The 14,523-nt window shown below is 43.4% G+C and carries 14 protein-coding genes; 13 read left to right on the top strand and 1 reads right to left on the bottom strand.

The features are described 5' to 3' along the window. Window positions 1-25: 25 nt before the first annotated feature. Window positions 26-526: an RNA polymerase sigma factor gene (locus tag AC59JT_RS10010; RefSeq protein ID WP_497398315.1), complete on the top strand. Its 501-nt coding sequence runs from the start codon at window positions 26-28 to the stop codon at window positions 524-526. Further along, complete coding sequence (locus AC59JT_RS10015) at window positions 513-1,103, top strand: hypothetical protein (RefSeq protein ID WP_497398317.1); 591 nt, start codon at window positions 513-515, stop codon at window positions 1,101-1,103. The genes AC59JT_RS10010 and AC59JT_RS10015 overlap by 14 nt, the downstream gene beginning before the upstream one ends. A gap of 208 nt (window positions 1,104-1,311) precedes the next feature. Here AC59JT_RS10015 and AC59JT_RS10020 read toward each other — a convergent pair whose 3' ends face one another. Continuing rightward, entirely contained in the window at window positions 1,312-2,067 is a 756-nt protein-coding gene (locus AC59JT_RS10020) for a carboxypeptidase-like regulatory domain-containing protein (RefSeq protein WP_497398319.1), read from the bottom strand. Between the two features lie 278 nt (window positions 2,068-2,345). Between AC59JT_RS10020 and AC59JT_RS10025 the strand changes: the two genes are divergently transcribed. The 11 genes from AC59JT_RS10025 (at window position 2,346) to AC59JT_RS10075 (ending at window position 14,521) form a co-directional block, all read left to right on the top strand. Beyond that, window positions 2,346-4,790, top strand: a complete 2,445-nt coding sequence (locus AC59JT_RS10025) for a TonB-dependent siderophore receptor (RefSeq protein WP_497398321.1) — start codon at window positions 2,346-2,348, stop codon at window positions 4,788-4,790. Between the two features lie 140 nt (window positions 4,791-4,930). After that, window positions 4,931-5,392 carry a hypothetical protein gene (locus AC59JT_RS10030; RefSeq protein ID WP_497398323.1) on the top strand — a complete coding sequence of 154 codons (462 nt, stop codon included), beginning with the start codon at window positions 4,931-4,933 and terminating at the stop codon, window positions 5,390-5,392. 97 nt (window positions 5,393-5,489) lie between these two features. Continuing rightward, complete coding sequence (locus AC59JT_RS10035; protein WP_497398324.1) at window positions 5,490-6,440, top strand: glycosyltransferase family 2 protein; 951 nt, start codon at window positions 5,490-5,492, stop codon at window positions 6,438-6,440. Window positions 6,441-6,568: 128 nt separating this feature from the next. Continuing rightward, on the top strand, window positions 6,569-7,540 hold the full coding sequence (locus tag AC59JT_RS10040; RefSeq protein WP_497398326.1) for a glycosyltransferase: 972 nt from the start codon (window positions 6,569-6,571) through the stop codon (window positions 7,538-7,540). An 8-nt stretch (window positions 7,541-7,548) separates the two neighbouring features. Further along, window positions 7,549-8,280: a hypothetical protein gene (locus tag AC59JT_RS10045; protein WP_497398328.1), complete on the top strand. Its 732-nt coding sequence runs from the start codon at window positions 7,549-7,551 to the stop codon at window positions 8,278-8,280. Between the two features lie 3 nt (window positions 8,281-8,283). Next, window positions 8,284-9,783, top strand: coding sequence for a GH3 auxin-responsive promoter family protein (locus tag AC59JT_RS10050; protein ID WP_497398330.1), 1,500 nt, complete (start codon window positions 8,284-8,286; stop codon window positions 9,781-9,783). Between the two features lie 9 nt (window positions 9,784-9,792). Beyond that, window positions 9,793-10,980, top strand: a complete 1,188-nt coding sequence (locus tag AC59JT_RS10055) for a 1-deoxy-D-xylulose-5-phosphate reductoisomerase (protein ID WP_497398332.1) — start codon at window positions 9,793-9,795, stop codon at window positions 10,978-10,980. Between the two features lie 13 nt (window positions 10,981-10,993). Beyond that, window positions 10,994-12,352, top strand: coding sequence for an RIP metalloprotease RseP (gene rseP / locus AC59JT_RS10060; RefSeq protein WP_497398334.1), 1,359 nt, complete (start codon window positions 10,994-10,996; stop codon window positions 12,350-12,352). A 71-nt stretch (window positions 12,353-12,423) separates the two neighbouring features. Then, entirely contained in the window at window positions 12,424-12,570 is a 147-nt protein-coding gene (locus AC59JT_RS10065; protein ID WP_497398336.1) for a VOC family protein, read from the top strand. 25 nt (window positions 12,571-12,595) lie between these two features. After that, on the top strand, window positions 12,596-12,949 hold the full coding sequence (locus AC59JT_RS10070) for a VOC family protein (protein WP_497398338.1): 354 nt from the start codon (window positions 12,596-12,598) through the stop codon (window positions 12,947-12,949). A gap of 198 nt (window positions 12,950-13,147) precedes the next feature. Beyond that, a complete protein-coding gene (locus tag AC59JT_RS10075) occupies window positions 13,148-14,521 on the top strand; it encodes a DUF3943 domain-containing protein (RefSeq protein ID WP_497398340.1) in 1,374 nt (457 codons plus the stop codon). Window positions 14,522-14,523: the final 2 nt, after the last annotated feature.

Below are 14,523 nucleotides of genomic sequence, written 5' to 3' on the forward strand. Positions count from 1 at the left end.
ATACCAAACAAACCATTAACTGTACGTGGCCGAGAATAAGGAAGCAGTATTTAAGCAGATATTTGAAGCTAATTCAAAAAAGATATACCATTTGTGCTATGGTTATACCGGCGACGATGATGCCGCTAACGACCTGCTACAGGAAACTTTTTTGAAGGTGTGGCAAAACCTTGACAAGTTCAGGAACCAGGCCATGATATCTACCTGGATATACCGTATAGCCGTAAATACCTGCCTTACCTACCTACGATCGGAAAAGCGACAAGCCAAGGATGAACTGACCGAGCTGATAGCCGAAACCAAGGTTGAAGAAATATCACACAAAAATGAGCAGGTAGCTTTGTTGTACAAGTGTATATCAAAGCTCGAAGAATCAGAAAGAATTATTATAACCATGGTACTGGATGAAGTACCCTACCCCGAGATTGCTGATATATCAGGCATATCTGAAGGGAACCTGCGCGTGAAGATTCACCGCATTAAACAGAGATTGACAGAATTATATAATCAGTATGAAAGACTTTGATCATCTAATATCAGTTTGGCAGGACCAGCCAAAGAAGGATCAGCTTTCAGTGGATGAGGTGCTGAAGCAGGCGAAGAAGGGGATAAACAGCATGAGCCATAAATTATTATGGAACATTGCCACTATGGTTATGTCGTTAGTAGGTTTATCATTAGTACTGTTATTTTTTGTATTTACCTCATGGGTAACTTATGTAGGTATGGTTATTATACTAACTACCATGGTACTTTATGTAAGCATGATGATACGCGACTACCGCTTACTAAGCGCGCAGGATGTTACTGACAACCCTACTGCTTACCTGGAAAGTATTAAAGAATACCGCCGCAACCGCGCCAAGGTTTACGGCTGGATGTATTATTTATATGTAGTGCTCATCAGCGCCGGTTTGCTGCTCTATTTTTACGAAGTATTGCAAAGCGCATCCACCGGTTTCAAAATAGCGGCGTATGGCCTTACCGGCACCTGGTTACTGTTCTGCACCTTTTACCTTAAAAACCGCTTTGTTAAAAGCGAGCAGGATAAGCTGAATTTGATCATTGACAGATTGGTTCGTTTGCAAAGTCAGTTTGATTAGAATTACAAGCAAGGTGCGCCACTTTAAAAGTGGCGCAAGTGGCGCAGTCATTTTTTATAAGTTTCTGTAAATCAAATTTTTATTAAAAAAAGCGGCGCAAAGCGGCGCACCCCGCTAATTTTATAAATTATTGAATACCAACATTTTATAAAAAATATTATATTTACGCTATCAAAAGTGGCGCACCCCAAATTCAACATTTTTAACCTTATTTCCTCGCCGCTGTTGTATCAGCATGTGCAAACTCCCGGTAGCTTTTTTTGATATACACCCACATATCATAACCCGTCATCCCCCTTGCTTCACTCACAGACGGCCGGTATTTCACCATAAAATTGCTCAGCGAATCACCTTTCAATCCCGTTAGCGCGGTTATCCGCCCTTTTGTAAATACCATATCAACATTGGTTTCCGCCTCATCCGCTAAAAGCCGCTTTTGGAGTTTCAACATCGGGTCGTTGTTTTTCTTTGATATTAAGCTAAGTACCTGCAGTAGGTTAACGCTCACCAATTCGCTCGTGTTATTGGGTCTGTCGTTCCTGGCATAGGGCGACCGGCTGATAAAAATATCCTTCAACCCCATCTGTTTATATTTAAAAACGGTGTCATACCATTTGCGGTTCAATACCGAATCGGCTTTGTAATTGCGCGTCGCCTTAATGGTAACCTTGTTCAGCATAATACTGTCGGGCTCCAAATAAACCGTTAGCTTTTTACCTATGGTTGTAATACCATATTTGTAATTTTTATAGCCTATAAAGCTTACCACAATGGTATCGCCCGGGATAATGTTAGGCAAGCTGAAGTTTCCGCCAGGCGTAGTAAGCGTAACCTTATTATCAGCCGAAACCGAAGCATACGGCACCGGCTTATTGGTTTTACCATCTAAAACCACGCCCTGCAGGCTTTGTGCTTTAAGCGCTATCGTGGCTGAAATCAAAATTAAGGTTACCAAAAACTTCATGGCGTTAAGGTTATCGGGCACTAAATTATAGCTAAAACTACCCCCTGCTCAATTTTTAACATTCATTAACGCTTCCCAAGGCGCTATCATTCAAAACATTAAGTCTTCTTTATTTTTATTTGGATTTATTATAAATAAGGATTTACTTTGCGGCATGAAAAAAGCACCCGGCTTATCATACATCAGTCTACTACTAATTTCCTTCGGCGAAAGGCCCCACAACCCTGCCGTCGAAACACCAATAACCCCATCCTTTAATTAATCAAATTCACACCAACATGGATCAAATTCGACTTATAGACACAGGTGAAAGGCAACAATCGACGCGTTCATTCAAACAACGCATCATGTTCACCCTGGCCCTGCTTGCTACCTTCTTTAACATCGCGTTAGCACAAAACCCACAAACCGGCGCTATACAAGGTACCGTTACCACATCAGATGGTAAAGCTGCCGAATACGTATCGGTAGGCATTGTAGGCACCAACGCAGGTGCATCAACCAACGATAAAGGCTTTTTCAAAATAAACCGCGTTAAAACCGGTACTTATACTTTAACTGTTACAGCTGTAGGCATTACCGCCCAGCAAAAAGAAGTTACCGTAACCGCGGGCTCAACTACCTCAGTTAACTTTTTGCTTGATGTGAGCGAGAACAAACTACAGGAAGTAGTAATTAAAGACCGCAATAATGGCATCAAGATAGACCACCCGTCACAATCGCTACGTTTGAACGAGCCGTTGCTGCAGATACCTCAAAACATCCAGGTAATATCAGGCCAGTCTATCACCGATCAGCAGATCATCAGCGCCAGCGATGGTTTGATACGTAACGTGAGCGGTGCTGTACGTTTAGAGCACTGGGGCGATATGTATACCAACATCAGCATGCGCGGTTCGCAGATCCAGGCCTTCCGTAATGGCTTTAATATTGTAAACTCTTATTGGGGTCCGCTTACAGAAGATATGAGCTTTGTAGACCATGTTGAGGTTGTTAAAGGCCCTGCAGGCTTTATGCTGGCCAATGGCGATCCGTCGGGCTTATACAACGTGGTTACCAAAAAGCCTACCGGCCAAACTAAAGGCGAATTTGGCTTTACCATGGGCAGCTATGGCTTATACCGCACTACTTTAGATCTGGATGGCAAACTGAGCAGAGACGGCAAATTACTGTACCGCTTAAACCTTGCGGCACAAAATAAAGGTTCGTTCCGCACCAATGAGTTTAACGACCGTTATTCAATTGCGCCGGTAATTTCTTACCAAATTGACACGGCTACCAAAATAACTTTGGAGTACGTTTATCAAAAAGCAAAAATGTCTGACGTTGGTTCAATGTACGTATTTGATCACGATGGCTATGCCACCCGTCCGCGCGAGTTTTCTGCTTTACCGCAGGGCCTGCCGCCAACAAATATTAATGACCATAGCGTAAGCGTAAACTTACAGCATAAGTTAAACGATAACTGGAAATTTACGGCACAAGGCGCTTATTATAACTATTACATGCTGGGCTCATCACTGTGGGTAGCTTCAGACTCAGTACAGGCTAATGGCAAATACCAGCGTAGCGCAGGCTTTTGGGAAGCTAAAAGCGAAATGGGTTTAGCACAGGCATTCCTGAATGGTAAATTTACTACCGGCCCTATCCAGCACAACGTATTGACCGGTATTGATATGGGTACCAAAAAATACATTGCCGATTTTAACCAATCGCACGCCCTTGACAGCGTAGGTGGCGAGTTTGATCCCAATGATCCTAACTACCCTAATGGTGGCAACCCGCCAACAAACGGTTACCCTAATTTTGACAGAAGCCAGCCGCTGGAGCAGCGTGCTTATTTTTATACTTCAACCTACTCGGGCCTGTATTTCCAGGATGTGTTAGGGTTTATGGATAACCGCATCAGGTTAACCCTTGCCGGCCGCTACACCTATGTTAAACAGGACAATAGCCTGGTAGGTAAACGCTTTACCCCAAGAATTGGCCTAAGTGTTTCGGTTGATGATCAAACTTCTGTTTACGGTTTGTACGATCAGGCATTTACCCCACAGGCCGCAGCCCGTTTAGTAGGCGGTGGCAGCGTTAAACCACTTACAGGTGGCAACCTTGAGTTTGGTATCAAGAAAGATTGGGCAAACGGCAAATGGAACAGCACTGTATCGGTATATCGCATTGAGAAAAACAACGAAGCACAGGCCGACCCAAGCAGCACGCCAGCAAACCCGGTTAGCTTTTTGTTAGGTCAAAAAGTAGCTAAAGGTATTGAGTTGGATATCCGTGGCGAGATTTTGCCGGGCTTAAACTTAACTGCCAATTATGCTTTAACAGATTCGCGCGTAAGCCAGATCACAGCAAACACACCAGCCGGTATTGCCGTGGGCGATATTGTGCCGGGCTACTCAAAACATGTTGCTAATGCCTGGTTAAGCTACAAAATACAAAACGGCGTGCTTAAAAACATTGGTATTAATGCCGGCGCCAACTTCCAGGGCGACCGTGTTACCGACACCTGGAGCATCGGTTTAAAAAAACTGCCAAACTATTACAAGTATGATGCTGGCTTATTCTGGGAAGGCCGTAAAATGAGAATTACCGCTAACGCGTTTAACCTGTTAGATACTTACCTGTACAGCGGTTCGTACTACTCATACCAAAAAACATATTACTACCAGGCAGAAGCAGGCAGAAACTACCGCCTGTCTGTAAACTACCGTTTCTAAACAAATTGCAAATACTTTCTATCAAAAAGCTGCGGACCAGATACGGTTCGCAGCTTTTTGCATTTTGGGGAAATCTTTAAGGGTGATTTTCACTCCTGTAAAGAATATTTATCTTATTTTGCCGCCAGCAAATAATTCCCTTGAAAGCCAAAACCTATAACAACATTGCCACTATAACCAGGTTCATCAGCATTGGGGTATACATTATTTCGTTAACCCAACAGGGATTTTGTACATCAAACGCCTGCGGCGATCATTGGACAGGCTTTTCAATTGTTGGGCTGGGCGCCATAGGTGGCATTTTAAGCGTGGCGGGCTTAACGTGGTATGCTAATCCGCTGTTGTGGGTGGGTTGGTCGCTAACCAAAAAGAACGCTAAAAAATCTTTCCTGTTTAGTTTAGGTGCTTTGGCCGTTGGCTTATCATTTTTATTGTTTGATGAAATAGCAGATCGTAAGCCCGGCATCACCGTACCCATCACCAATTATAAAGAAGGGTATTGGCTGTGGATTGGCAGCATGGCTTGCATGGTTTTGGGTATGCTTATACTCACCATCAGTAAAAAGGAAGAAGAACTAAACACACACAATATTTTTTATTGATGCACGTATTAGGTCAGGCATAAAATCATAAGCCATTTTTTATATTTTTGCATGGGTTCGGCAAAAAATCATCAGCCATTACCCCTATCGCTTATAAATGGATATATCAGTAGTAGTACCTCTGTATAACGAAGTTGAATCATTACCCGAACTTACCGCGTGGATAGCCCGCGTAATGGAGGAAAACCATTTTACTTACGAGATCATTTTAATTGACGACGGCAGTACCGACGGTTCGTGGGAATTGATCCATCAGCTACGCTTAGATAATCCTTTTATTCGTGGCATTAAATTCCGTCGTAATTACGGTAAATCAGCCGCGCTTAATACCGGTTTTGAAGCTACACAAGGTAATGTAGTGATCACCATGGATGCCGACCTGCAGGACAGCGCAGACGAGATACCTGCGCTTTACAAAATGATAACAGAGGATGGCCATGACCTGGTAAGCGGCTGGAAAAAGAAACGTCACGACCCGCTGAGCAAAACCCTGCCTACAAAGTTATATAATGGTGTTACCGGCTACATATCCGGCGTTAAGCTAAACGATATGAACTGCGGCCTTAAAGCCTATAAGCAAAAGGTGGTAAAAAGCATTGAGGTGTATGGCGAAATGCACCGTTACATACCGGTTATTGCCGCCTGGGCCGGTTTCCGTAAAATTGGCGAAAAGGTAGTACAACACCAGGCCCGCAAATTTGGGGTGACCAAATTTGGCGGCATACAAAGGTTTATCCGCGGTCCGCTGGATCTGATTTCTATCATGTTCGTTTCCAAATTCGGCAAGCGCCCTATGCACCTGTTCGGCGGTATAGGCGTGGTTAGCTTTTTGGCCGGTTTAATATGTACCGTTTGGATCATAGTAGAAAAACTATACGCCATAGCGCATAACGAGCATTACCGTGATGTTACCGCCAATCCATTATTTTTTATTGCACTGGCGGCTATAGTTATCGGTTCGCAAATGTTTTTAACAGGCTTTGTGGCCGAAATGATATCCCGCAACTCGCACGAGCGCAATAAATATCTAATTGAAGAAGTGATCTAGTGAATGTGCAGATTTGCAAATATGCAGATGTGCAGATGGCCTGTCGCTTTTATTGAATTGAAATCTACTAATTGATAACATTAAAAAATCTGCACATTTGCACATCCGCATATCTGCACATCTAACATATGTTTTTTTCCATCATTATCCCTCTATATAATCGCCCGCAGGAAATTAAAGAACTGCTGGAAAGCCTTACCCTGCAAACCTACAAGCAGTTTGAGGTTTTGGTTATTGAAGACGGATCTAAACTAGACGCTGCCGATATTGTGCAAAGCTTTACAAGCCAGCTCGACATAAAATACTACGTTAAACCCAATGCCGGTCAGGGCTTTGCCCGCAACTACGCTTTTGAGCGCGCCAATGGCGATTACTTTATCATATTTGATTCGGACTGCCTGATACCGGCCAATTACTTGGAGGTAGTAAAACACCGGTTAGATACCGACTGGCTGGATGCCTACGGTGGCCCGGATGATGCGCATGCCTCGTTCACTCCTACCCAAAAAGCCATCAGCTATGCCATGACCTCGCCTTTTACTACAGGCGGTATCCGTGGCAATAAAAAAAACATGGGCGGCCAGTTTCATCCGCGCAGCTTTAACATGGGCTTATCCCGCAAGGTATGGGAAACCGTGGGTGGTTTTATTATTACCCGCCTGGGCGAAGATATTGAGTATAGCATCCGTATCCACTCAGCAGGTTTTAAAATTGGTTTGATACCTGATGCTAAGGTTTATCATAAGCGCCGTACCAATTTCCGCCAGTTTTATAAACAACTACACTTTTTCGGGAGATCACGTATTAACGTGTATAAATTTTTCCCTGAGCAATTAAAGCTGGTTCACTTTTTCCCGGCAGCATTTACGCTGTTTGTATTTTTTGCCTTAGTAACTAATATTTTCTGTTGGCCGCTGGGCTTTTTATGCAATATTATTCTGGGTATTTTTATTTTGTTGATATTTTTTCATTCGTTAATTAAAAACAAGTCGTTAAAAATTGCATTTTTGAGTATAATAGCCTCGTTAATCCAACTGATCGCTTATGGTTTTGGCTTTATGCAGGATTATTGGAAACGTGTAATTTTGAACATCGCTTAATAGTACCTATGTATCACCCTTTTTCTATAGCAGAAACCACCAAAACTGCCTGGGATATTTTCAAAAAAAACTTCGTTACTATTATAGTATATTCAATAGCTTCTGCTTTTTTGTTGGGTGTGCTGGGTGTAGTGGTAAGCTTTTTTATACCACAGGAAGAGTTTAACGGCAAAATGGCGGTATCGGCTATCATGATATTTATTCAAACCTATACCACGCTTGGTTTATATAAGCTGATATTTACCTTGATTGACAGCGAATACTATGAGTTTGAATTTAAACAAATATTACCCGCGTTTAAAAGCATACTAAGCTACCTTGGCGTGGTTTTCTTTATCGCTTTTATCGTTACCACCTTTCACTTCTTTGTATCACAACCGCTTGATGATTATCCGAATATACAATGGTTTATAGAGCAGGTTGCCGTTATTTTTTCGTTATTCATCGCGCTGCGCGTCATGTTTTTCATCACTTTTATAGTTGATGACCAGTCTGGTGGTTTTGAATCGCTGAAACAGAGCTTTCAGCTTACCAAAGGATACTTTTTTAAAGTACTTATTATGTTGCTTATCATATTATTATTGATCGCATTACCGGCAACATTGGCGCAGTACTACCCTATTATCTCGTTGGCTATTGTGTTTACCTATCCCTTTGTTAATATTTTGCTGGCCGTTACCTATCGCAAACTCATCTACAGCCACCAGGATGTTGATGATGATATTGCCGAAACCAATTAAGTCATGGGTTTAAAGGCCATATTAAGCAAAGTATTTGCCGCCTGGGTTAATACCAAACTCAACCGCATACGTACCAACGCGGTTGCCCTGCAGCAAAAAACTTTTGAGGGTTTAATAGCCCAGGCTAAAAACACGGCTTTTGGTAGCGATCATCAATTCGCCAACATTAAAACCTACGAAGATTTTAAGAAGTTTGTACCCATACGCGATTACGAGGAGCTCACGCCCTACATTAAACGTGTGGTTGATGGCGAAGCCGATGTAATGTGGCCGGGCAAACCCACCTATCTCACCAAAACATCGGGCACTACTTCAGGCGTAAAATATATTCCTATCAGCAAAGAAAGCATGCCCGAGCATATTACTGCCGCGCGCAATGCTTTATTGAGTTATATCTACGAAACCGGCAAAGCTGATTTTCTGGATGGCAAAATGATATTCCTGCAAGGCAGCCCTGTATTGTCCGAGAAAGCGGGGATCCCGACTGGTCGCCTGTCGGGGATAGTGGCGCACCATGTGCCGGGTTACCTGCAAAAAAACCGCATGCCCAGCTACGAAGTGAATTGCATTGAGGATTGGGAGGAAAAGGTAGATGCCATTGTTGCTGAAACCGTAAATGAAGACATGCGCCTGATATCGGGCATACCGCCCTGGTGCCAAATGTATTTCGACAGGCTTTCGGCTGCATCTGATGGGAAGAAGATCAAAGACATTTTCCCCAACTTTAAACTGTACGTATACGGCGGCGTAAATTATGAGCCTTATCGCGCCCGCATACAGGAGAGCATCGGCTTCGCTATAGATACGATTGAAACCTACCCTGCATCGGAAGGTTTTATCGCTTTTCAGGATTCGCAGAAAGAAAAAGGTTTATTGCTGCTGGTAGATTCGGGGATATTTTACGAGTTTATCCCTACCGAAGAATATTTTAACGAAAACCCGACCCGCGTTAGCCTGGTCGATGTGGAACTGAATAAAAACTACGCACTGATATTAAATACCAATGCCGGCCTGTGGGGCTACAGCATTGGCGATACGGTGAAATTCGTTTCTAAAAACCCTTACAAAATTGTGGTAAGCGGGCGCATTAAGCATTATATCTCCGCCTTCGGCGAACATGTTATTGGTGAAGAAGTGGAGCATGCCCTGTTAAGCGTAGCCAATGAGGAAGGTATTGACATTGTAGAATTTACCGTGGCGCCACAAGTCAATCCCCAACCGGGCCAATTACCTTACCACGAATGGTTTGTAGAGTTTGGTTCGGCACCTCAGGATATGCAGGCCTTCGCATTAAAAGTTGACAAAGCTTTGCAGCAAAAAAATATTTACTATTTTGATCTCATTGATGGTAACATTTTGCAACCTTTGATCATCCAAAGCCTGAAAAAAGATACATTTATTAATTACATGCGCAGTCAGGGTAAACTTGGCGGGCAAAACAAAGTACCCCGTTTGGCTAACGACCGGAAGATAGCTAACGAGTTACAGGATTATATTTTGTGAGGATAAGCATTGAGCAGTAAAGTTAAAAATATAGCCATCCTTGGCTCCACAGGCAGTATAGGCACCCAAACATTGGAAGTGATCGCTGAAAATCCATCATTATTCAGGGCTTATGTGTTAACCGGCAATAACAATGCTTTTTTGCTGATAGAACAAGCCCTAAAATTTAACCCCGTACATGTTATTATCTGTGATGAAAGTAAATATGCCGAGGTTAAACAAGCCCTTGCCCATACCAATGTTAAGGTAGCCGCCGGCATCGAAGCTATTAAAGATATTGTTACCGATGCCGCTATCGATATTGTGTTAACTGCCATGGTTGGCTTCGCAGGTTTAGAGCCTACCATTGCCGCCATAAAAGCCGGCAAAACCATCGCGCTAGCAAACAAAGAAACCCTGGTTGTAGCCGGCGACCTGATAACCGCCCTTGCCAAAAAACACAACGTAAACATTTTACCGGTTGATTCGGAACACTCGGCTATTTTTCAGTGCCTGGTGGGCGAGGAAAATAATCCGATCGAGAAGATAATTATTACCGCTTCCGGCGGCCCGTTCCGTGGTAAAACGGCTGAGGCTTTGGCCAACGTAACCCGCGAACATGCACTAAAACACCCTAACTGGGTTATGGGCGCTAAAATAACTATCGACTCTGCTTCGTTAATGAACAAGGGTTTGGAAGTTATTGAGGCTAAATGGCTGTTTGATCTGCATGCCGACCAGATAGAGGTTGTTGTTCATCCGCAGTCCATCGTTCATTCGCTGGTGCAGTTTGAGGATGGATCGATAAAAGCGCAGCTGGGATTGCCCGATATGAAGCTGCCTATACAATACGCGCTGGCCTATCCTAAACGTTTAAAAAACAATTTTAAACGCTTTGATTTTATGGCCTACCCTAACCTTACTTTCGAAAAACCGGATACAGAAACGTTCCGTAATTTGAATTTGGCGTATCGGGCTTTGCGTAAAGGCGGCAACATGGCTTGCATAGTGAACGCAGCTAATGAAGTTGCCGTGGCAGGCTTTTTAGCCAACCAAATTGGCTTTTTGGCCATGAGCGACCTGATTGAAACCTGCATGGAACGTATTGAGTTCAAATCAAATCCGTCCCTTGCAGATTATTTGAATACTGATAAAGAAACACGCATATTTGCGCACAATTTAATAACAGAAAGCGCTGTAAGAAGCGCCATAATTTGATTTTAATAACAGAATGGGTATAGTAATAATGGTTGGCCAGTTAATACTGGGGCTATCAATTTTGGTGATATTGCATGAACTGGGCCATTTTTTAGCCGCACGCGCTTTTGGTATAAAGGTTGAAAAATTTTATTTGTTTTTTGATGCCTGGAATTTTAGCCTGTTCAAATTTAACTATAAAGGTGTTGAGTACGGTATAGGCTGGCTGCCACTGGGTGGCTATGTTAAAATATCGGGCATGATAGATGAATCTATGGATACCGAGCAAATGGCGGGCCCACCACAACCTTGGGAGTTTCGTTCAAAACCGGCATGGCAGCGTTTAATTGTAATGCTGGGTGGTGTAATTGTAAACATTATACTGGGTATCTTCATTTTTTGGATGCTTACCGCGCGTTATGGCGAAACCTATCTCCCTAACGCCAATGTTAAATATGGTATAGTACCAGGGGAGATTGGTAAAAAAATGGGCTTGCGGGCGGGCGATAAAATTACCGCCGTAAATGGTAAACCTGTTAAGTATTTTGAAGAGTTAATGAGTACTAAAGTATTGTTGGATCATTCGGTATTGACGGTTGATCGTAATGGCAAAACTTTAGACTTAACTGTTCCTGCAAGTATTATTAATGACCTGGCGGACTATGGCAACAATGCTATCGAGCAATTCATCAGTCGCCTGCCGCGTAGTAAGTTTGCGATTGATTCGGTTATGCCTAAAAGCGGTGCGTTAATAGCCGGACTGGCTAAAGGCGATAGTGTATTAGCTGTAAACGGTAACAAGATCACTTTTTATGATGAGTTACAATCAGCAGTAAAACAAAATGCCGGTAAAAACATAACACTTGATATTAAACGTAATGGCCAGCTTAAACAACTTACAGCCGCGGTGAATAAGGATGGTATGCTGGGCCCCAAAGAAGGCGGTGCCGGTATAGCCCCAAGTTTTGATCTGCCTAAAGAGGAAACCATTACTTACGGTTTCTTTGGCTCGTTACCTGTTGGTGCCGACAAAGCCTGGGGAACTTTTTATGACAACATTAAAGGCTTTTCAAAAATATTTAAAGGCGAGGTTAAGTTTAATAAAGCTGTTGGCGGCCCTGTGGCTATCGCTAAAATGTTTGGTACCAAGGTTGATTGGATACACTTTTGGGGTATGGTAGGCTTCCTGTCAATGGTGCTGGCATTTACCAACCTGTTGCCTATCCCGGCACTGGACGGTGGTCACGCGGTATTCCTGATCATTGAGATGATAAAAGGCAAGCCACTTAGCGATAAGTTTTTAGAGCGCGCGCAGATAGTAGGGTTTGTTATGCTGATAGCATTAATGGTATTTGTTTTTGGTAACGACATTTTCAAAGCAGTTACTAAGTAGATAACCTGATAGATACAAAAAGGCGCCCATAAGGCGCCTTTTTTGCTTTATGGCCTAAGGGCACCCGCTAAATGTCCCGATCACACCTAACGGTTAAGGTATCATCTTCTTACCTTTACTTAACTCAAAACATTACCGCTATGCAAAAAATAACTCCGTTTTTATGGTTCGACAATAATGCCGAGGAAGCCATGAACTTTTACACTTCGCTAATTTAAAGATTCCAGCATCGGCCAAAAGCACATGATGGGCGACAAACTGCTAACCGCCAATTTCACACTAAACGGCCAGGAATTTATGGTATTGAATGGCGGCCCCATATTTCAGTTTACTGAGGCCATATCACTATTTGTAAAATGCGCCGACCAGGCCGAGGTAGATTACTTCTGGGATAAACTTACCGCCGATGGTGGCCAGGAAAGCCAATGCGGCTGGCTGAAGGACAAATTTGGCCTGTCATGGCAAATAATACCCGACGAATTGGGCAGCTGCCTGTGGGGCCCGGACGCAGCGGGATCGCAACGCGCCATGCAAGCTATGATGCAGATGCGTAAGATTGATGTAGCGGCCTTAAAAAAAGCTTATAACAACGAGTAAACATCAGGAATTATTCCATATAGTAAATATTAGCTATCTGCATAAAACAAAACGCTGCTTTGTATACTTTATAGAGCAGCGTTTTGGTTAACCGCATGGCCCTTAAAAGCGCTATGATCGTTTTTTATGAAGTTTAGCTGTACCTACTCTCCTATTAATACCACTTTCCGAAAAGTATATTCAGTATTAGCGTTACTGATGTGCCTTGGTTTTACACGCGTGGCGCTTGCACAAACCCTGCCGGTATACGAAGATAAAGTGGTTGATACCACTAAAAAAAGGCCCACGCCTTTAGACCGCCCCGGTGTACATCACTTCCATCGGGCAACGGCACAGTTGGCTGTGGTGGAGGTATTGCCATGGGTTTTCAGCAAATACATTACGCACCAGGACTATGCCGATATTAGCTGGGGCACCACCTGGCGCAACATCAGACCCAACAGCTGGGAATGGGATCAGGACCCTTTTCAAACCAACCAGTTTGGTCACCCTTATCATGGTAGTTTGTTTTTTAATGCGTTCCGCTCAAACGGTTATAGTTTCTGGCAATCAACACCTTCAGCATTTGTGGGTAGCTATTTGTGGGAAACCTTTGGTGAAAAAGAAAAACCTGCTGCCAATGATTTTATCAACACAGGCTTTGGTGGTGTGATACTGGGTGAGATGACGCACCGTTTCTCTAACATGATCGTCAATAACCGCGGCCGTGGCTTTAAACGTAACGCCAGCGAAGTAATAGCCTTTGTGGTAAACCCACAAAACGGCCTCAACCGCATCATGACCGGTAAATGGGGAAAACGGTTACCTAACACTCGCGAACGTGATTCATCGCAGGTTAGCGTTGAATTTGACCTAGGTTCGCGCCGGTTTACGGCTGATAATAAAAATACTATTGGTTGGTACGGCCGTGCTAAACTATTATACGGTACCGCTTTCCAGGAATACCGTGTACCCTTTAGCAATATTTTGATCAATGTTGAATTTGGTAAGGATGACAGTTCGTTTGTAAATGCCATAAACGTTTATGGTTCATTAGCAGGCTGGCGTATCCGCTCCAATAAAGACATTCATCACCTCGTTGTGTTATCTGCCAATTACGATTACCTGCGCAACCAGGCTTTCTTTTTTGGGGGACAGAGCGTGAAAGCCAATTTACTATCAGAATTTGCCTTACCCGAAAAAATAAAGATAAACACCAACCTGGGTATGGGCCCTACCGTGCTGGGCGCAGTACCCAACCCCTACCTGATGGGTGGCCGCAGGTATGATTACGGCATGGGTGTAGCCATAAATGGTGGCGGAAAAATAAGTTGGTCTGACAAAGTATCCTACGGCATTAACTATCGCGGTGGCTGGCTCAAAACCGTTAGCGGCGAGCATTCAAACTATTTTGTGCATACCGTATCAAACGAGCTTACCGTAAAAATAATTAACGACCTGTCTATATCCGGCGAAGGAGGTTATTTCCGCCTGGAAGGAAATTATCATAACGAGCATCCGGATGTGACGAAAAATTATCCTTTTGCACGCCTGTCTGCACGGTATTCGTTCGACCTATCGAATAAGGAATAAAT

This window comes from Mucilaginibacter sp. A3364, from assembly GCF_059690715.1.